This window comes from Nodularia harveyana UHCC-0300 (genome assembly GCF_034931085.1).
GTDB classification, from domain to species: domain Bacteria; phylum Cyanobacteriota; class Cyanobacteriia; order Cyanobacteriales; family Nostocaceae; genus Nodularia; species Nodularia harveyana.
In genome coordinates, this window is record NZ_JAYGHG010000001.1 from 148,956 (window position 1) to 167,919 (window position 18,964).

Annotated in this window: 23 protein-coding genes; 9 read left to right on the forward strand and 14 right to left on the reverse strand. The window is 39.3% G+C overall.

What is annotated here, in order from left to right:
* Nucleotides 1–11 precede the first annotated feature (11 nt).
* Nucleotides 12–239 carry a hypothetical protein gene (locus VB620_RS00650; RefSeq protein WP_323194191.1) on the forward strand — a complete coding sequence of 76 codons (228 nt, stop codon included), beginning with the start codon at nucleotides 12–14 and terminating at the stop codon, nucleotides 237–239.
* Nucleotides 240–414: 175 nt separating this feature from the next.
* Here VB620_RS00650 and frr read toward each other — a convergent pair whose 3' ends face one another.
* The 3 genes from frr to VB620_RS00665 all read right to left on the reverse strand — a co-directional run bounded on the left by frr (nucleotide 415) and on the right by VB620_RS00665 (nucleotide 2,302).
* Nucleotides 415–963 (reverse strand): ribosome recycling factor, encoded by a 549-nt coding sequence (frr, locus tag VB620_RS00655; protein ID WP_323194192.1) that lies wholly within the window; start codon nucleotides 961–963, stop codon nucleotides 415–417.
* Complete coding sequence (gene pyrH, locus VB620_RS00660; protein ID WP_323194193.1) at nucleotides 950–1,678, reverse strand: UMP kinase; 729 nt, start codon at nucleotides 1,676–1,678, stop codon at nucleotides 950–952. The genes frr and pyrH overlap by 14 nt, the downstream gene beginning before the upstream one ends.
* A 69-nt stretch (nucleotides 1,679–1,747) precedes the next feature.
* Entirely contained in the window at nucleotides 1,748–2,302 is a 555-nt protein-coding gene (locus VB620_RS00665; protein WP_323194194.1) for a thioredoxin family protein, read from the reverse strand.
* Nucleotides 2,303–2,836: 534 nt separating this feature from the next.
* Here VB620_RS00665 and VB620_RS00670 point away from each other — a divergent pair.
* Nucleotides 2,837–3,736: an alpha/beta fold hydrolase gene (locus VB620_RS00670; RefSeq protein WP_323194195.1), complete on the forward strand. Its 900-nt coding sequence runs from the start codon at nucleotides 2,837–2,839 to the stop codon at nucleotides 3,734–3,736.
* Between the two features lie 143 nt (nucleotides 3,737–3,879).
* Here the strand turns inward: VB620_RS00670 and VB620_RS00675 are convergent, their stop codons facing one another.
* Entirely contained in the window at nucleotides 3,880–4,581 is a 702-nt protein-coding gene (locus VB620_RS00675; protein ID WP_323194196.1) for a diacylglycerol/polyprenol kinase family protein, read from the reverse strand.
* A gap of 63 nt (nucleotides 4,582–4,644) precedes the next feature.
* On the opposite strand from VB620_RS00675, the gene yidD reads away from it, so the two are divergent.
* Nucleotides 4,645–4,923: a membrane protein insertion efficiency factor YidD gene (gene yidD / locus VB620_RS00680; RefSeq protein ID WP_323194197.1), complete on the forward strand. Its 279-nt coding sequence runs from the start codon at nucleotides 4,645–4,647 to the stop codon at nucleotides 4,921–4,923.
* A gap of 137 nt (nucleotides 4,924–5,060) precedes the next feature.
* On the opposite strand, the gene VB620_RS00685 is transcribed toward yidD, so the two are convergent.
* On the reverse strand, nucleotides 5,061–7,037 hold the full coding sequence (locus VB620_RS00685) for an ATP-binding protein (RefSeq protein WP_323194198.1): 1,977 nt from the start codon (nucleotides 7,035–7,037) through the stop codon (nucleotides 5,061–5,063).
* A gap of 245 nt (nucleotides 7,038–7,282) precedes the next feature.
* Nucleotides 7,283–8,230 (reverse strand): glycosyltransferase family 2 protein, encoded by a 948-nt coding sequence (locus VB620_RS00690; protein ID WP_323194199.1) that lies wholly within the window; start codon nucleotides 8,228–8,230, stop codon nucleotides 7,283–7,285.
* Between the two features lie 235 nt (nucleotides 8,231–8,465).
* Here VB620_RS00690 and VB620_RS00695 point away from each other — a divergent pair, with 235 nt between their 5' ends.
* The 4 genes from VB620_RS00695 to VB620_RS00710 all read left to right on the forward strand — a co-directional run bounded on the left by VB620_RS00695 (nucleotide 8,466) and on the right by VB620_RS00710 (nucleotide 12,272).
* Entirely contained in the window at nucleotides 8,466–8,777 is a 312-nt protein-coding gene (locus tag VB620_RS00695; protein ID WP_323194200.1) for a transposase, read from the forward strand.
* A gap of 2 nt (nucleotides 8,778–8,779) precedes the next feature.
* Nucleotides 8,780–9,319 (forward strand): transposase, encoded by a 540-nt coding sequence (locus tag VB620_RS00700; RefSeq protein WP_323194382.1) that lies wholly within the window; start codon nucleotides 8,780–8,782, stop codon nucleotides 9,317–9,319.
* A 285-nt stretch (nucleotides 9,320–9,604) separates the two neighbouring features.
* The gene (locus tag VB620_RS00705; RefSeq protein ID WP_323194201.1) at nucleotides 9,605–10,819 is read left to right on the forward strand and encodes a glycosyltransferase family 4 protein; all 1,215 of its coding nucleotides are present in this window, start codon (nucleotides 9,605–9,607) and stop codon (nucleotides 10,817–10,819) included.
* 289 nt (nucleotides 10,820–11,108) lie between these two features.
* Complete coding sequence (locus VB620_RS00710) at nucleotides 11,109–12,272, forward strand: PAS domain-containing protein (RefSeq protein ID WP_323194202.1); 1,164 nt, start codon at nucleotides 11,109–11,111, stop codon at nucleotides 12,270–12,272.
* A gap of 66 nt (nucleotides 12,273–12,338) precedes the next feature.
* On the opposite strand, the gene VB620_RS00715 is transcribed toward VB620_RS00710, so the two are convergent.
* The 4 genes from VB620_RS00715 to VB620_RS00730 form a co-directional block, all read right to left on the reverse strand.
* On the reverse strand, nucleotides 12,339–13,334 hold the full coding sequence (locus VB620_RS00715) for a hypothetical protein (protein ID WP_323194203.1): 996 nt from the start codon (nucleotides 13,332–13,334) through the stop codon (nucleotides 12,339–12,341).
* Between the two features lie 11 nt (nucleotides 13,335–13,345).
* Nucleotides 13,346–13,591, reverse strand: coding sequence for a hypothetical protein (locus tag VB620_RS00720; RefSeq protein WP_323194204.1), 246 nt, complete (start codon nucleotides 13,589–13,591; stop codon nucleotides 13,346–13,348).
* 517 nt (nucleotides 13,592–14,108) lie between these two features.
* Nucleotides 14,109–14,285 carry a hypothetical protein gene (locus VB620_RS20825; protein WP_407674170.1) on the reverse strand — a complete coding sequence of 59 codons (177 nt, stop codon included), beginning with the start codon at nucleotides 14,283–14,285 and terminating at the stop codon, nucleotides 14,109–14,111.
* On the reverse strand, nucleotides 14,275–15,222 hold the full coding sequence (locus VB620_RS00730) for a PRC-barrel domain-containing protein (protein ID WP_323194205.1): 948 nt from the start codon (nucleotides 15,220–15,222) through the stop codon (nucleotides 14,275–14,277). The genes VB620_RS20825 and VB620_RS00730 overlap by 11 nt, the downstream gene beginning before the upstream one ends.
* A 139-nt stretch (nucleotides 15,223–15,361) precedes the next feature.
* Here VB620_RS00730 and VB620_RS00735 point away from each other — a divergent pair, with 139 nt between their 5' ends.
* Together VB620_RS00735 and VB620_RS00740 are read left to right on the forward strand one after the other, a co-directional pair.
* The gene (locus tag VB620_RS00735) at nucleotides 15,362–15,694 is read left to right on the forward strand and encodes a LapA family protein (RefSeq protein WP_323194206.1); all 333 of its coding nucleotides are present in this window, start codon (nucleotides 15,362–15,364) and stop codon (nucleotides 15,692–15,694) included.
* A gap of 207 nt (nucleotides 15,695–15,901) precedes the next feature.
* On the forward strand, nucleotides 15,902–16,345 hold the full coding sequence (locus VB620_RS00740; protein ID WP_323194207.1) for a pyridoxamine 5'-phosphate oxidase family protein: 444 nt from the start codon (nucleotides 15,902–15,904) through the stop codon (nucleotides 16,343–16,345).
* On the opposite strand, the gene VB620_RS00745 is transcribed toward VB620_RS00740, so the two are convergent.
* From VB620_RS00745 to VB620_RS00760, 4 genes are all read right to left on the reverse strand, one after another.
* Nucleotides 16,313–16,996: a phosphoribosyltransferase gene (locus tag VB620_RS00745; RefSeq protein ID WP_323194208.1), complete on the reverse strand. Its 684-nt coding sequence runs from the start codon at nucleotides 16,994–16,996 to the stop codon at nucleotides 16,313–16,315. The two genes, VB620_RS00740 and VB620_RS00745, sit on opposite strands and share 33 nt — an antisense overlap.
* Before the next feature lie 343 nt (nucleotides 16,997–17,339).
* Complete coding sequence (locus VB620_RS00750; RefSeq protein WP_323194209.1) at nucleotides 17,340–17,498, reverse strand: hypothetical protein; 159 nt, start codon at nucleotides 17,496–17,498, stop codon at nucleotides 17,340–17,342.
* Between the two features lie 49 nt (nucleotides 17,499–17,547).
* Nucleotides 17,548–18,141 (reverse strand): ATP-dependent Clp protease proteolytic subunit, encoded by a 594-nt coding sequence (locus VB620_RS00755; RefSeq protein ID WP_323194210.1) that lies wholly within the window; start codon nucleotides 18,139–18,141, stop codon nucleotides 17,548–17,550.
* Between the two features lie 81 nt (nucleotides 18,142–18,222).
* Nucleotides 18,223–18,885: an ATP-dependent Clp protease proteolytic subunit gene (locus VB620_RS00760; protein ID WP_323194211.1), complete on the reverse strand. Its 663-nt coding sequence runs from the start codon at nucleotides 18,883–18,885 to the stop codon at nucleotides 18,223–18,225.
* Between the last annotated feature and the right edge of the window lie 79 nt (nucleotides 18,886–18,964).

An 18,964-nucleotide genomic window follows, 5' to 3' on the forward strand; every position in this document is an offset into this window, starting at 1 on the left:
TTACTAACACATTGCAAAATTTGGGTTATGAATCACCAACTCAATTTGCAACTTTAACAGGTTATGTACATAGAGATAAAAGGCGTAAAACTATCCTTATTTTACGTCATCCATTATGGCAAGATGATCATCCTGAATGGTTACAAGCTGTAGAAAATGCTAAAAATCAATATCCTAATTATACCGTTAAGGATGGTAATCCATTTATGATTTTACGTCGTCCTGGTGATTATGTATGAAATAGTCTTCCTCAGAGACAAAAAAGCTAGATGCCAAGTCGTGATAAGTAAGTCAACCTAAAAAACATCAAATACAGGGCGTTGTAGAATGCAATAGAGAAAGACTGAAGAATTTAGATCAGATTCTCCAGCCTTTAAAGTTAATAATACTCTACTCTTTGATCAGCAAACAGCTTTAGAGGGTTGTAATGTCTTTTTCTTTTTCTGCTAGCAGGTCATCTATTTTGGCAGTGTACTTATTTGTGAGTTTTTGCAGTTGATCTTGTTGGTCTTTGGATTCATCTTCAGAGATTTCTGAAGCTTTTTCCTCTTTGCGAATGGTGTCTTGGACATCACGACGGATGTTGCGAATGGCGACGCGACCTTCTTCGGCATACTTACTAGCCATTTTGACAAATTCTTTCCGGCGATCGCTAGTTAAAGGTTGTATATTTAACCGAATTACAGAACCATCGTTATTGGGTGTTAAACCGATGTCAGAGAGGGAAATAGCTTTCTCTACTAGGTTTAAGCTGCCTTTGTCGTAAGGCTGAATCAAGATGGTGCTAGCATCTGGTGTGCTAATGTTTGCCAGCGATTTTAAGGATGTGGGTGTACCGTAGTATTCCACCGACACTTTATCTAGTAAACTCGCATTGGCGCGACCAGTGCGAATTGTGTTAAAGGCTCGTTGAGTGGCCTCAACGGTCTTTTGCATCGTACTCTCAGCTTCAGATAATTTCACATGAACCTCCCACAAGGGTGCCGATATTTTCTCCCAAAACAGCCCGGCGGACGTTACCCCGCACTGTTAAATCAAAAACTAGAATTGGGATATTGTTGTCTTTACACAAGGCGATCGCAGTACTATCCATAACCCGCAAATCTTTAGCTAAAACGTGCGAGTAGGTGATACTGGTGTAACGCTTGGCCTCTGGATAAACATTAGGGTCAGCATCATATATTCCGTCTACCTTGGTGGCTTTAAAAATCACCTCGGCATCAATTTCTGCGGCTCTTAAGGCTGCGGTGGTGTCGGTCGTAAAGAAGGGATTTCCTGAACCAGCACCAAAAATCACTACCCGCCCTTTTTCTAAATGGCGGATGGCGCGACGACGAATATACGGTTCCGCTAATTCTTGCATAGCGATCGCGCTTTGTACCCGCGTCTGTACCCCAATTCGTTCTAAGGAATCTTGTAGCGTCATGGCATTCATTACTGTGGCAATCATCCCTATGTAGTCAGCTGTTGCCCTGTCCATGCCCGCCGAAGCAGCTTTCATGCCACGAAAAATGTTGCCGCCGCCTACGACGATGGCAATTTGAACGCCGGTGGCTACTACCTCTCCTACTTCCTCGGCTATTTCTTTCACCACTTCTGGATCGATACCATAGCCCATGTTGCCCATTAGGGCCTCACCGCTTAGTTTAAGTAAAACCCGTCGGTAATTCGTTCCCATCAAGTTACGCTTATCAAAAAAGTTGCAATTGCCTCCAATTTAAGATAGCAGTACAGCGACTATATATGTCTAGTTTCGCCAAATCAATGTCGTCCCTACTGGCTCTGTCTCTACTTGGTTAATTGCTTGATCTTTTAACAGACAAGCGATCGCATTGCGTAAATAATCTTCTCCCACAGATAATGGTTCTTGGGGATGATTATCAATTTGTCCCTTGTAACGCACAATACCATTTTTATCTATCAGAAAAGCCATTGGTGTTTTACTCGCACCAAAGCTCCGAGTCACATCTTGGGTTGAATCCCAGATATAAGGAAAATTTAACTGTTGAGCCTCAGCAAAAGCTTTCATTTCGTCAAAACTGGTGCTGAGGTTTTGGGTAGCACTGTTACCATTCATCCCAATTAATGTAAAGCCCTCTGACGCAAATTCCCTTTGAATCTTTTTCAGTCTGTCTAAATACAAGCTGACATAAGGACAGTGGTTGCACATAGCAATCACAGCGACTGCACGAAATTTTTCTAAATAACGGCTGAGATGATGTACTTGATTATCAATTCCGGGAAGCTCAAAATCTGGTGCATAGTTACCAATAGGCGTATTAATCGTTTCTAGTATATTCATATTCTATATGTGCAGGGAACCGAGAAAAAACAGTTAATTTGAGATTTAGGGGAAGTTTTTTACCTGTCAACCAATTGTTAGCCAATCCTCCATAGCCTCTCATCCTATCGATCAATCAGGATAAGGGAAATTGTAGAATTACTGAATTTACTAACAACTATCATGGCATAACATCTCACAAAATCATAGCCTAAAAATTTTCCTCAAAAAAGACAGGAGTTGTTGACTGTCGTGTAAATATAGATTTTAGTTCCGGATAAAATGTTTCGACGGATATTGCCAATCTTGATTATTGATATCCAGCAACATGACAAGATGTCAACTATCATAGATATAATCTCCTAGTTTCCAAAAAGCAACACTATATCACAGCTATTGACATTTAATAATTCACAGTTAATAGCCGAGATGTGAGATTTACCCAATGATTTAATACTGCCATATATTTTCATATTTGTCAGTATTATGCCTTTTGAGTCTAGCCAAAAAGCTATTTTTTCTGATTACTTGTATTTATATATTCACCAACTTCTGATGACAAATTCTCCAAACACATTTACCTCCAGCAAAACTTGGATTTGGCAAGGTTTCCCCATCTGCTATCAGACTCAAGGAACCAATGGACCCTCAATTATTCTAGTACATGGCTTTGGTGCTTCATGGGGTCACTGGCGGAAAAATATCCCCGTCCTAGCCACAAATTGTCGCGTTTATGCCATTGATTTGATTGGCTTTGGTGCTTCAGCAAAACCGGAACCGGAGAGAGAAATGACCTACACTTTGGAAACCTGGGGACAACAGTTAGCCGACTTTTGCCGGGAAGTAGTGGGTGAACCTGCCTTTTTAGTAGGAAATTCCATTGGATGTATAGTCGTATTACAAGCCGCAGTTAGCAACCCGGAGATAGCTTTAGGAGTGGCTTTAATTAACTGTTCCTTACGGTTGTTGCACGATCGCAAACGGGAAACTCTATCCTGGTCTCGGCGCTTCGGCGCACCTATTCTCCAGCAAATATTATCTATCAAACCAGTTGGTAAGTTTTTCTTCAATCAACTTGCTAAACCGAAAACAGTACGCAAGATTTTACTGCAAGCTTACGCTAACGCAGAGATAGTTACAGATGAGTTAGTCGATATGCTGACAGCACCAGCAAAAGACCCAGGGGCTGTAGCAGTTTTTCTCGCCTTTACATCTTATTCCACAGGACCCCTAGCAGAAGACCTGTTGCCATTGCTACCTTGTCCTGCGATTATTCTTTGGGGAACAGCCGACCCTTGGGAACCGATAAACTTAGGTAGAGAACTAGCCAACTATCCCCAAGTGTTGAAATTTATTCCCTTAGAAGGAGTGGGACATTGCCCCCAGGATGAAGCACCAGAGTTAGTCAACCCCATTTTACAGGATTGGATTAACGAGACATCCCCAGGAATCTAAAGCTTCGTCCAGGCGATTGAATATTTCCATTGCAGATTTATCTAGTTTGTCAAACTTGGCGATCGCCTCCCCAGCATTTATGATATTAATTTGCTGAAAAAAACTAGCTATTATATAGTTTTCTATCTAGACACAGTTCAGTGCTAAGATAGGATATTAATCAACAAAAATCCCAGTGCCGCACTACCTAACGGCACGGTTAAATTATCAATACCTAAAAATGAAATAGTTTCTAAACTAGTCGCAGCCACAGCCACAGCCAGAGATACTACCCAAGTTTGCCAGACGTTACCTTCTACACCCAGTAAAATTAAACTGGTGATTACAAAACCGACCAACGCCATAGTTAAAGAACCTTCCCAGCTTTTTTGAGCGCCGAAGATTTTATACTTATGTTGACCAAAGCGTTGTCCCACTAATGCGGCTAATCCATCACCCCAAGCCATGACCATAATACCAATAGCAGCGTACTGGGGTTGTTCTATCTGCCAAAACCAAGCGACTAAAATGCCCATGCTGACAGCATAAAAGAAAGTTCCTAAACTTTGCCTACCCACGCTATTAATACCAGGAAGGATGGGAAATCGGTATGATAATAAGGTAATCACACTGGCAACAATGGAAGCTGTAATCCCTAAAATGGCCGGAATATCAAGCCACCAAGCCAGCATAATCACATTACCAGTACCAATATGCACTATTTTTCTGACTATTTCTGTTTCAGCCTGAGTAAAGCGATGTACTGTCCATGCTAAAAGCAAGATGAGTGACACCCAAGCAGCAACTAGGGTAATTTGCGGCCACAAGGGTGAAATTAAGGTGGAATCGAGAAGTAGAGATAACAAAGAAACTACTAGATAGGACTTTTTCAGCTTTATTACTAATTTATAAGACTTTGGGTGATTAGGATGAAACTATTATTTATTTCCTTAATTAAAGGCTACAGAATGTTTATTTCGCCAATGTTTCCCCCCAGTTGTCGCTTTCAACCCACTTGTTCTATGTATGCGATTGAAGCCATCGAGAGATTTGGTGTATGGCGCGGTGGGTGGATGGCTACATGGCGGATTTTGCGTTGTCATCCCTTCCATCCTGGTGGTTATGACCCAGTTCCAGAGACAACAAAGCATTGCTGTGATCATACTCTCTCTGATTCTGGGAAACAGACCAAAGATCAGAAGCACTAGAGAATTGTACTACAGCAGGTTGCAGGTAAATAAGGTACATATATTCCTTCTTCCCTGTTCCCTACCTCTACAAATAAACTCAGAAACCAAACCTGATTCCTAAACTTTACGTCAAACCAGGCATGGATCACACATAATCAAGCTTTAGAAATCACAGAAATTAATTGGTCTTCCAACTTAGCTTTAGGGTTAAGAAGTTTTACCTGCTTTTCCTCGCACAAGATACCAATTAAGTGTTGAATTTCACTTTCTTGAACATCATTAAACTCAATAGTTACTTGAGATATTAAAGTAGTCAGACCCATGAAAGATTGAGTTTTGACTAGATTTAAGAGAAAATCTTTGACTGGAGAATTATTATCACCTCCAGATTTCCGTACAATTCCTAAATCCTGCAATAAAAGACAATTCTGGAAAGCTTGACACTTGCGAGTTAAAGTTTGCAATGTCTGCAAATTAATGGTTTTATATCCAATCACCAATTCTTGTGATATTGCAGAATTAACTAAATAATTATAAGTGGCTAAATAATGAACTGATTCAAGATTTGGTTGAATGTGTAGATGCTGATTTTGGGTGAAAATTTGGCTGTAGGTTTTATTGTTTTTTAACTTTTCTAAATTATCCATTCTCAGCAAGAAAAGTTTTTGGCAGAGATTTTGTTGAATTGCTCTTTGACAGGTATCGATAACATCAAGTAAGCTCTTCATGTTAGCGTCTTCTGTCCAGATTATGCCTATTTTTTCCGCTTTCTCTACCTGCTGGTAACTCAAAGAATAGCTAGCATATTTTCCCGATGTTAATTTAGGTATGACTAATCCTACTTGTAATGCTTCTAAAGCGACTTGTAACATCCGAATTAATTCCGGGGATGATAGCAAAGATATCTTGGGGAATTTTTCCTGAACTTTTTTATATTCTTGCTGCCATAATAATTTAAACTCTGCTTGAGGATCTAGTTCTCCTCCCCCAGATGTACCGATAATTTTACTTTTATATTTCTGATATTGACTTCTACCTAAAAGTAATACATTTTTGGGATCAGTTTTACTCCCTGGAAAACATTTTTCTAAAATTTGCCGATTTAAGGGGGCGATAGGTGATTCTGGTGGAGGTGTAGCGTCTTTGTGTATTCTCTGCAATACATATTTCCAAAGTTCTTCAGCTTGATTTATATCAATGCTTTTCAGTGCTATTAGTTTATCAATTTTAGCTTTATCAGAGGGTGCAATCTGTTTCCAAATCTTCTGCCAAGGTTCTGTTGCTATAGTGATAATCATCAGAAAATTCTGGATGGCTTCATTATACACAGTGGTGTTGAGTTTAAATATTGCCTGTGGATTATATAACCAATTTGGGACGCTTTCTACCTGATCGAAGCATAAAACAATTGGCTGAGTTGCTGTAGAAATTTTGCCAAAGTTTGCTAATATCTTTTTAGCTGCATCTTCTGTATCCAGACACTTTTCAACAGTTAAAGCCTGCATTGATTCTTCACTTAAATTATCTCCTCGTAACCACTCACAGGCTAGGGTATGAATTTTGGGATTTGTGAGGTCATGTAGAACTCCAAAAAAAGTTTCTGGATGATAAATATTATAAGTTTGATAGGTTTCGGTGAGATGTTTAACAAATTTTTGGCGATCGCTGAGTAATAAATCCCAAACATTATCATTAAAAAGTTTCTTTTTGAGATCATTCTTAATGAAATTGGATACACTTTCTAGCCAGAGAATTAACTGAGAGTCTTTCTGTCCATCTGGGACTTGAATTAAGCTATCGACTGTATAACGCAAGATATGTCGCCAGATGTACCCATCATCAACCCAAGGTCCTATGTAAGCAAAGAAAGCTTTAGAATTAAGGGTACTTTTTAGTCTACCTAAAACGTAACTTTTCCCAGAACCAGAATCACCAGTGAGCAAAACAGTTCGACTAAAATTATCTGCACTTACTAAGTGGAGAATTTGTTCAATTTCAGCTATGGATTCTTGATGAATTGAAGTGACCAGGGATTTTTGATCTTGGTTTTTAACCCAAAAATTTCCTGTCCGGTAATTTACTTCGTCAAAAGGATTAATCTGGTGCTTAATAATCTCGTTTACAGATGCCATAGTTAATTACGATGATTAGAGTAAAGTGATTTAAGGAAAACTGAGTGTATGTGTTTGTACTGAGACTTAATGAATGATTAACACATTCATACAGGTTCAAAAGGAATTTTCACTCTCTGGTATTCATGTATCTCAGGTTGCTGGTACATAACTCCGAATTAATGTCGGTTGAATTATACTAATTGAGATATCTTCTCTATAATAGCTAGATTTTATGCTGTTGGCTACAGTTAGTTATGCAAATATTACCCCTTAATTTGTCGTAGCGCATGAAAAACTTGTCCCCTTAATCCAACTGGTAAAAACGACAAACCTAAACCAGTCCAAGCCTTAGCAGTAGAACAAGACTTCCCCGCCAAAATGAGTTCTCTTCCCTTTCGGGTTTCACCCTTTTCAATCAAACGCAAACCCAATAATAATTGGGATTCAGCGAGGCGATTTTGTCTAACTTTTTCTAATTTTTTTGATTCAAACTGATAATTTTCTAAATACCGAATTTTATCAAACAAATAAGGAACTTCTCGATTAATACCTTGCTGTTCTGCATGGTAGCGATATTCCATTAATAACTCCGATAAATAATAACCCTTTTTATTAGCCAAAGCCAACCTGACAAATAAATCATTATCTTCACAATTTTGGATATTGGGTAATATAAAGCCCAATTCTTGCAACGTCTGACGACGAAATAAAGTCGCTCCAATTTGGAAGCTTTGGTTGATAAAAACCACCTCTAATAAATTATCTACCATACCTGCTTTTAAATTAGCCCGACCCCAGCGACGAGAATTTTCCTGAGTCTTTAAATCATTCCTGGTATTTTCAATATCAATTATCCAATGGTCTGTACCAACAAAATCAATGCTAGAATCTTTATCAAGTATGGCCGCAGTCTGGGCTAAAAAAGTAGTTGTTAGCCGATCATCATCATCAAATTTAATAAAATATTCACCTTGCGCCGCATCAAAACCAGAGCGCATATTATTGCTTTTACCAATATTTTGCGAATGACGGATATATTTAATCCGGTTGTCTGTGTACTGTGACATCAATTCAGGTGTACCATCAGTTGAGCCATCATCACAAACAATTAATTCAAAATCCTGATAAGATTGCTGAACTACGCTTTCTATCGCGTAAGGCAGGAGATTTTCTCGATTAAATGTAGGAACACAAATACTAATTTTAGCCATAAGTTTGACCATTAAAAAACTATAATAAGCAACAATCTAAGCAGAATGATGAAAGTACCCAGATGCTATAGCAATCCTAAATGATATGTGAGAGTTCAATAAACCTCAAATGCCTATAAAATAAGGATTTTTATCTCAGTCTTTTCTCACGTTTGGGTTAAGATTGCTATAGAACCCATTTGACATCTTTTACTGTCTTGAAGTAAAGTGACTGCAAAAGTCGTATCCAGCAGTTATGCCATACTCTAGCAGCCTGACAGACGAAGAGTGGACAATCCTTGAACCCTTACTGCCTCAGATATTACCCTCTAAGAAGCAGACCAGACCGCCTAACTGGACAAAGCGAGAAATTTTGGATGGCATCTTCTATCAACTCAAGAATGGCTGCAATTGGCAAGACTTGCCCAAAGACCTACCTCCCTACTCGACAGTCTATTGGCATTACAAGCAATGGCGGGCCCAAGGAGCGCTCGACAGACTGATGAGCATTTTACATGCTCAAGTGCGTGAACAGGTTAAAAAAAAGGCAAGTGGACAACGCTGCTGATTATCGACTCTCAAGCGGTAAAAAACACCTGTAATGCCAGTGCTGCATCCAAGGGGTATTGTTTCTACAAATCGACGAATGGTATTAAAAGGCATCTAGCCGTTGATACTCTGGGGTTTCCCTTTTTCACTCATTGCACCAAAGCGAATGTGTCTGATGATCAGGGTTTGATTGAGATGTTGACTAAAAACATCAATTATTTCAAATCCAAGCCTGTCAATATTCCCAAAATTACCATCCTACTAGATCACGGTTATCACCCTGAACATCTGAGGGCGGAATTAAAAAAGGTTTATCCCCAGATTATGACGAAAATCAGGTTTCAACTTTCGCCAAAACCATCAAAACAAGAAAAAAAGGAATTAGGGAAATCTGGGTTTGTTCCGGTTGCAGCCAGGTGGGTGATTGAATGGTCAAATGCTTGGATGGAGAGATGCAAAATTCTCGTCAAGAACTTTGAGCGAACTCTACCTAATGCGACTGCCAAGGTTAATCTTTGTTTTATTCGGTTGATGGTTCAGAGGCTTGCAGCCTCTTCTTAGATGTCAAATGGTTTCATCTTGCTAAATCCTGATTAAGTGACACAATAATCAATAACATTTATTTATTAATCTATAATCTTCGGTAAAAGCAACAATTTATCTGTGAATATACACAAACTTTATGACATTTTGCAAATATTTAGTGTTCACCTTTTGATTGGCTATGATTTCTGAAAAAGTTACAAAAAATAGATAAGAGATATTTATCATGACATATATTCTGAAATCATGGCATGGTATATGTGTCATATTTTAATTTAGTCTGATTTCCGGTTACTTGATTATATGCACATCTTAATGCTGTCTTCTACCTTTCCCTATCCGCCAACGCGGGGGGGGACTCAAGTTAGGACGTTTAATTTACTGAAATATTTGAGTCAACGTCATGCTATCACCTTAGTGACTCAAGGGGATGCCGATGTTACAGAAGCAGAAATTGCAGAATTGCGGGACTGCGTAGATGATCTCGTTGTGTTTGAACGTCCACCAGATTCTGGAACTGCATCGGGAATACTGAAGAAAGTAGAACGCTTGAGTAAGTTTTGGCAACAGGGAACCCCACCCAGCGTACTTAGCCGCTACTCAGTCCAGATGCAAGCATGGATTGATAACTTTGTCCAAGAGCAAAAATGTGATGTCATTACCTGCGAACATAGCGTCAATGAAATTTATGTGCGATCGCATTTTCAGAAATCTCTCAGAACCATAGTCAATATTCATAGTTCTGTCTATGGTAGTTGTCTGAACCAGTTAGCAACAGGCGTTTCCGAAAATAGGCTACGAGATCGAATTAATTTGCCGCTTCTACGTCGTTATGAACAAAGATATGGCGCGAAATTTTCAGGACTAGTTGTCACTACAGAAGATGATAAAAGTCAACTAGAAAAATTTCATCCTCATAGTGAAATTACAATTATACCCAATGGTGTAGATTTGGAATTATTTCCCAAACGTACTACCGATCCCGGAGGATATAAATTAGTATTTATCGGTGCAATGGATAATTTAGCAAACATTGATGCCGTCTGCTTCTTCACCAATCAAGTTTTACCAGAAATTCAACAGCTTTATCCCCAAACAACTTTTGATATTGTCGGTTCTCGTCCTGCGCCGGAAGTTTTAGCACTCACACAACAACCAGGAGTTAATGTCACGAGAAAAGTGCCTTCAATGGTAGATTATTTACACAAATCAACAGTGTGTGTTGTGCCGATGCGGACTGGCTTTGGGATTAAAAATAAAACCTTAGAAGCAATGGCTGCTGGTGTCCCAGTGGTAGCCAGCGATCGCGGTTTAGAAGGATTAGCCGTAGATACCCCCATCCGCGCCTTACGCGCCAATCAACCCAGGGATTACGTCACCGCCATTAGCCAACTATTTGACAGTCCCCAACTACGCCAACAATTGTCCCAAAACGGTAGAGAACTGATAGAAACCCAATTCACTTGGGCGATCGCAGGAAAACGTTACGAACAAGTTTGTTCAGGATTAAATCATTGAAAAAACAGGAGTGACTAACTGTCATCATGCTATAAATTTCCCTAGAATTAATTCCTATCTTCGCTAGGTAAAATATAGCCAAGTCTGCGATATAGTCTCATCCAAGGTAGAAATAAGTTTTGATCACTAAATATAAACTCTTATGGGTAAGTCCTAATTTTTATAGCTAGCAGTTGCGATTTATTCCGAGTTTGATTATCGGATATTTTGAATATGGGTACAGTTGACCTACTATTGATCTAGTAGATTGTTTTGCCAAACCTCTGCAAGCAAGTAGCAGGAATTTCAGGTGAATATAGAACAATTCATTCAAAGCACAGAAGCACTACACAGCCGTTTAGCAGATTTATACCAAACAGCTAGTGTATTACCTTGGATTCCGCCAGAAATGCTGCCCCAAGCCTTTAAGGAACTCTACAGCACCTCCAAAATGGTGCAATTAGCGGCTGAGGAACTCTATAATCAAAACGAACAACTAATTCAAACACAAAACCATTTAGAAACTGAAAGCCAACACTACCAAGATTTATTTGAGTTAGCACCAGATGGCTATTTAGTCACTAATACCGCCGGAACAATTGAAGAAGCGAACCTAGCCGCAGCGCAATTACTCAAAGTTTCCAGACAATTACTCATAGGTCAATCCATAGTTAACTTTGTCCGCCTGGAAGAGATACAACCCTTTCGCAGTGAACTCAGCCAGCTTAGTCAGTCTGATAAAGTCAGAGAATTAATAGTGCGTTTGCAAGCACATAATGGCGAGTTTTTTGATGCAGCTTTTACAGTGGCCGTAGTACGTAATCAACAAGGTAAAGCCATTTCTTTGCGTTGGCTGGTGCGCAATATTTATGACCGTCAGCAAAAGCAAACAGAATTAATTAATAATAACAATGATCTGATTCAAGATCGCCCTATATATAAACATACTAAAGGAGAAAGTATTCTCCTCAATCCATTAGTAGTTTGGTATGTTCGCCAAGGTTTAGTGAAGCTGAATACTTTTTGTGAAACTGGCGAAGAAATATTGATCGGATTGGCAACACAAAATATGATTTTTGGTTCTAACATGACTTCGTTACCAATTTATCAAGCCACAGCCCTCTCAGATGTGGAATTATTCTCAATTTCTGTAGGAGAGATTACATTAAACCCCATATTGAGCCATATTTTATTACCAAAAATCAATCAACGTTTACAACAAACAGAAGCTTTATTAGTGATTGCTGGTAAACGTCGGGTTGAAGAAAGACTGTACCATTTATTACAACTTTTCAAACAACAAATTGGCGAAACTATCGCAGAAGGAACTCGCTTAACTGTGCGTTTAACTCATGAAGATATTGCTAGTGCTTGCTGTACTACCAGAGTGACAATCACACGATTGATGGGAAAATTTCAACAACAAGGTTTAATTAGTTTTGACTCTAAAAAATATCTGATTTTAAAATATTAATACTTAAGAATTGCTATATAAGGGAATAGGAAGAACAAGAAAAACTAATTCTCCCCACTTCCCCATCTATCTTGTGCGGCTAACTGCTAACATCAACTTTGAATCCCAAGTGTAGAAGCCAATTTTGTCAGGTACTCTAGAAAATCGCCCAGTACGATACCCTCTAGATAGTTCATTCAGCACCTTAGTTTTCACTTCTCGCACTTGCTGATCGTCGAGTTCTCCATAAAGACCGGTGATGATTTCCGCCACACTGAAAACTGTTCCTGAATGTTTTTCTAAGAAATCAGAAAGAGCATCTATAAGAAAATTACCCTCAAATTCTGGCAGCATAGGGATAAAATTTGTCTGGGAGATTGTCTGTGTTTTCTTCTTGTTGTTTTTCCCATTTTGAGAGTAACGTTTAGTGTGGTTGGAGGTGACTAAACTTAAATCTAGAGTATAACAACCAGGCTCGTCAGGTATACCCCACCAAGCACCCCTTTCTCGACCCTGTGTGAGGGATGATTGAACTCTAGCTTTGACAACTTTAAAAATTGTTGGCTCTAAATCTCCATAAAGCGATCGCACGATAAAATCTATATGACAAACACTACCAAGATGGGACTTTAATAAATGCTTGATCGCTGTCATGCGACTTTGAGATTGATACTCAGGTAACATGGGAACATCTGAGACTTTCTTTGATCGATATTGACTGTTTAAAGATGTCGCTGATGTTGGCGGTTCTGCAATCTCTGGAGTCGTAGCAGGTGAATTATCTATTTCCCTATCATCTGAGTCTGGAGTCAGAGAGTCGGTAGATTGATCAGGTCTGGATAACAACGAATCTTCTTGATATGAAGAAGATACTTCTGGAAGCATCTTAAATTTTGTCAGATAGGCGGAAGCATCTGCATAACTAGAGGAGTTAGATAACAACGCATCTACATGATCTAGCTGTTCACGCGCCTGTGTGTATAAGCTTTCATACTCTTTAACGAGGCTAGTATAGTAGTCTCTTAATTCTAATAATGGAGAGACAAAAGCTTCTGGAGTTCCTAATGGTAATAGATTATTCATTAAGCTAGAAATCATCCTAAATCTATATCACTTTTGTAAGTCATGGCTCTAGGTTTTGCTTTGGGAGATGACTGATGGGATTTTTTCGGTGCTTGTGGTGGTCGGCATTGTTCGCAATATAATGGACGAGGCCCAAAAGTTTCTCGTTGTGTAGTTTGGTCGCATTGCTTACAGACAAAATGGAACACACGAGTATGAATCTGTCTGTTATGCGCCCGGACAGTATATTCCTTAACATGAATGGTTTTACTAGGCATAATCCAAAAGAGTGAATTTTATTCCTATCAATATAGCTATTCAAGCAAATCAAATCTGATCCGTGTATCTTCTGTAAGTTTTATTCCTATTAGTAGTTTGGATCAGAATAATTGGGAAATTAGCAATAGCGTATCTATTGGAGATACATATAGTTAACTATCACTATTCAAGTTTTTCTCTTTTCTATATCTCTGAGGTACTAAATAGAGAAGTTAGACATATTTTTAGAAAAAATTATGCCAAATTTTCTAGATTGTTCATCATGCACTGGAGTTAATTGGTTTTTATGCTGGTTGGACAATGTGATCAAAGGCCGCCTGTGATAATTTCATTAAACCGTATTATCTAATAGCCAAATGTCTCTGAAATTACAGTAGTCAGAGATAGTAACCTTTAGACATTGATAGAATTTAAATATGTCGGATAAAAATATATATTGAGATATGTCTATGACAATTCTTGATATCTTGATGTATATAGCATTTGGAAGATTTATTTTCAGGAAGACCTATCGAGTCAGGGTCTGGTAGAAATTTTAGCCGAATTAGGTTTAGTGACAGTCAGTGCTACTGGGACAGCTGCGATCGCCGTTTCCCTTAGTGGTTTGTTGGGATTTATCTGGGCTGTATATTGCGATCGCCTAGCTGCGAAACGAGAACTTAGAGGTAATACAGAAATCTGATCAATTACCACTATCGATGGATTTCGGCGGTTCTCCTTGTAATTTCGTCTCGGCGGTAGAGGGATTTTCTTCTACCTGATCGGTCTTAATTTTGTCAGATCCCTTAACTTTCTCCACAGCTTTTTGCAATCCTGGTTTTACCGCTTCTAAATCCTGTTTAGTTTTTTCATAGTCTTGTTGAATAAATTCTCTAGCTTGACTAATTTTATCACCGAGTTTGACCTGATCAACAGCTTTCTCTAATCCTGGTTTTACCGCTTCCAAATCCTGTTTAGTTTTTTCATAATCTTGTTGAATAAATTCTCTAGCTTGACTAATTCTTTCACTGAATTTTACCTGATCAACAGCCTTCTGTAATCCTGGTTTTGCAGCTTCCAAATTCTGTTTAGTTTGTTCGTAGTCTTGTTGAATAAATTCTGTAGCTTGACTAAGCTTCTCTCCCAAGCCTTCAGTATATTTTTGGGGATTTTCTACAGCTTTTTCTAAGATAATAATGCGTTTATCACCCACACTAGAAATCATAATTGGTGCAAGTAAATATGTACCTTCTATTAATCCCTGCCAACCATTGGGAGAAAACATATAATTCACGACATCTCCTGTTTCTTTATGGAATAGCAAGTCAATAATTTTACCAACTTTATTACCACTATTAGTCCATACCTCACTTCCCAGCACCGGGTTAACTGATTCGGTGATTCCTGAAGTCTGCTCATCCTGATGTTTAACGATCACGCTATCAGCACCAATAGCCTCAATTTCTTTCCAGGCGAAGGTTTTTTGTTGATTACCCAGCCATCCTGACTTACAGATAAAACCCACAATTTTTTGTGCCTGACTATCTAGTAAAAATCGTGAGACACGACCAACTTCTGCAACTGTGTCCCGGTCAAGCACTAAACGGTTTAACAACTCACTGTATTTTAAAACTGGAGATAGCGTAGACATATTAAAAACACCTACCAATGATTAAGGATTTATGATAACATTGTACTCGCAATTTAATACTGATGTCTTTATATTAAGCTCAGATAATTGCCTGTTAAATAATTTTCCAGCTACTCAATAGAGCTAGAGGTCATCAACAATGCAGATATTTTCCCTGATTGCCGTCTTGGTCGCCTTATTAGCTGTAATGTTTGCATTTCAAAATGCCGTTCCCATCAGCCTGACATTTTTCAATATTAATTTTCAGGCTTCACTAGCAATTCTCCTCATTTGGACTCTGGCTATGGGAATTTTAATAGGTTTACTCCTGTCAATTCCTAGTATAGTTAAACGAAATTTGAAAATTGCTAAACATAAGACCAGAATGGGAGAACTAGAGAATGAAGCGAATCAATCTTTAGAAACAATCACCCATCAACGTCAAAGAATTGAAAACTTAGAAAAGCATATAAATTCACAGAATAATCTCTAAAGGTCATTTCGTTCTCATAGTAGTTCTGAATAAAATAAGTAAAGGCAGATGAATTAATGGATTTGATGATTATGTGCAGTTTGACATTTCATTCATGAATTAATAGACAATCTACCTCAAAGCATAATTAAATCTATCTCTAGTAGCATCAATCTCCAGTTAAGAAAATAGTAGGATATGTGGTAAGTGTGAATAAACCAATAAACAATGATAATTTCTACAGACCGCGAACAACAAATTCAAGAACTGCGTCAACTGAGTGCAGATATTAAATGTGGAATGTTAACCACGGTAGATGCTAATGGCTGCTTGCATAGTTGTCCGATGCACAAAACTGGCGATATTAGCCTTGATGGGGGAATATGGTTTTTTAGTTCTGTTAATACTCAGAAGGTGGATGACATTAAACAAAATCAGCAGGTAAATATTAGTTTTACTTCACCTCATCAGCAGCGATATATTTCTATATCAGGTACAGCCGAACTGATTGAAGATCGTGATCAAATGCAAGAAAAATGGCAGCCAGAACTTCAGACTTGGTTACCTCAAGGACTAGAGGAACCCAATCTGGTGTTACTGAAAGTGAATATTCACAAAGTTGATTATTGGGATAGTCCATCAAGTATTCACCCCCAAAGCTGGGGAGTTTAATTTAGTGTTTTGGCTGGTTTGAGATGGAAAAAGTAGTTCACGGACTTGATCATCTGTGGTTTGGGGAAAGTTTTCGTACCATAGACCAACGCTACAAAAGGGGTCGGGTGTGGCAGGACAGACGATTTGATCGGCCACACTTTGCAACTTTTGGCAAGTGCTGCTAGCAGCTACAGGGACAGCAACGACAATCTGGGCTGGGTGTTGTCCTTTGACGGCAGCTATAGCCGCCCACATGGTTGCACCTGTGGCTAAACCATCATCGACTAAGATGACGGTGCGTTTGTGTAAATCAGGAAATGGGCGATCGCCTCGATAAAGATGTTCCCGACGTTGTAATTCTCGTTCTTCTTGCGCCGCTACTTTGATAATTGTTTTCTTGGAGATATGCAATGAGTTGACAATATGTTGATTAATAATCCGCACGTCACCAGATGCGATCGCGCCCATTGCTAGTTCTTTTTGATCCGGTACACCTAGTTTTCGCACCACCAGCACATCTAAGGGAGCTTTTAATGCTTGAGCAACTTCAAAAGCCACCGGTACACCACCCCTGGGCAGACCTAAGACAATTACATCTGAGCGATGAGCATAGTTTGCTAATTCCTCGGCTAACCTTTGACCTCCTGTTGTGCGATTTTTAAATAGCATGGTATCCTCTCCTGATATTTGTCTAACAAGTAAGATTTTTTCTTCTCGCTTCACACAAAAGTAAAAATTTTCACAAATATTGTTACTGTTTATAAATTGATCATAGAAAATCCTGGATTTGATAACCTCTGACTAACGAGGCGAGATGAGCAATTTACTGATCTATCTAATGGAGGATATAGCTGGGAAGTTTGGGGAGTTTGGGGAGTTTGGGATTGGGTTAAGACTCGGATAAGGTTCTTGGCGATCATCGCTATTTGCCCAAAAATTGCCTCAAAATTTGAACAAAAAAAACCCCAACCAGGAAAATTTAGCTAAGTTGATTTTCCTAATCGGGGGAGTGTTAAAAGTTTGTTTCAGAAATGGGGAAGGAATAAATTTGCAATTCTTTACCCCTGATTCCCATAATTTTACCAAACCAACTCTGGTAGTTTGGAATAATCCAACTGGTGAGGGCATTTTCCAGTAGGAGAGGAAAAGTTAGACGGGCTTGAGTCCGCATTTTCCGCCAGTATCCTAGAATCCCTGTCCCTTCTGGGGTGGGGAGTATGTCAAGGACGTTCTTCAATTACACGGTCAATCAAACCGTATTCCTTAGCTTCAGCAGCAGACATAAAAAAGTCACGATCCATGTCTTTCTCAATCTTCGTTATATCCTGACCAGTCTTCTCAGCATAAATACCATTAAGCTGATGACGAATCCGCAGAATTTCTCTGGCTTCAATTTCGATATCGCTGGCTTGTCCACGAGTCCCACCAGAGGGCTGGTGAATCATAATCCGAGAATGAGGTAAAGCCATGCGTTTACCCTTGGTGCCGGCTGCTAGCAGGAATGATCCCATTGAAGCCGCTAAACCTACACAAATTGTCACCACATCTGATTTGATGTGTTGCATGGTGTCAAAAATCGCCATGCCGGATGTCACCATACCACCGGGGGAATTTATGTATAAATAAATATCCTTACCTGGATCATCCGAATCCAGATACAGCATGACAGCGATAATTTGGTTAGCAATTTCATCATCAACGTCTCGTCCCAAGAAAATAATCCGTTCGCGGGAAAGACGATCATAAATACTAATCCAATCTGTATATTGTCCTCCGGGCATCCGGTAAGGCACTTTAGGAACACCTATAGGCATCTTCGTTACTCCGTTTGTAATTTAGTCATGAGTCATTAGTTATGGGTGAATTTCCCCAAGCATAATGACTATCCACAGTTCTTAGAGAACACTGGCAGGTAATGGGGGATTGGCGAGTTCTTCTTTTTCAAACACTCGGTCAATCAAACCGTATTCCTTCGCTTCATAGGGAGTCATGTATAACAAACGATCCATATCTTTGGTAATTTTTTCTGCGGTCTGTCCTGTGGTTTGACCCAGAATATCTACTAAAGAGGTCTTGTTAATTAGCACTTCCCTAGCCCGAATTTGAATATCCGTTGCTTGACCTTGAGCGAAGCTCTTAGGTTGGTGCAGGATAATAGAAGAGTGGGGCAAACTCGCGCGACAACCTTTTGTACCAGCACTGAGTAACATCGCAGACATACCCATTGCCGAACCAATACAGATGGTGTGGATGGGAGGCTTGATGTATTTCATGGTGTCATAGATGGCGAAGGCTTCGGTTTCAAAGCCAACTGGTTCGCCACTGTAGCCGGAAGTACCGGTGGAGTTGATATAGATTTTTATCGGCTTTTCGGGGTCGTCGGACTGTAAATAAAGCAATTCGGCGATAATTAATTCCGTAACTGCCGGCACTAATGGCATTCCCAGATAGACGATTCGTTCCTTCATTAATAAGGACGGTAAATCTGGCGGCGGTGTCCGGTAAAAACTATCACCTTGATAAGGGGCTTGTACAGCCTTGATTGGGGAATTGTCCATAGCAACTGATCGCCTGAAACTATGCCGTTAACTGTAATACATCCTAACGCGATGCTAACCTACATCAAGTGTGGATTTC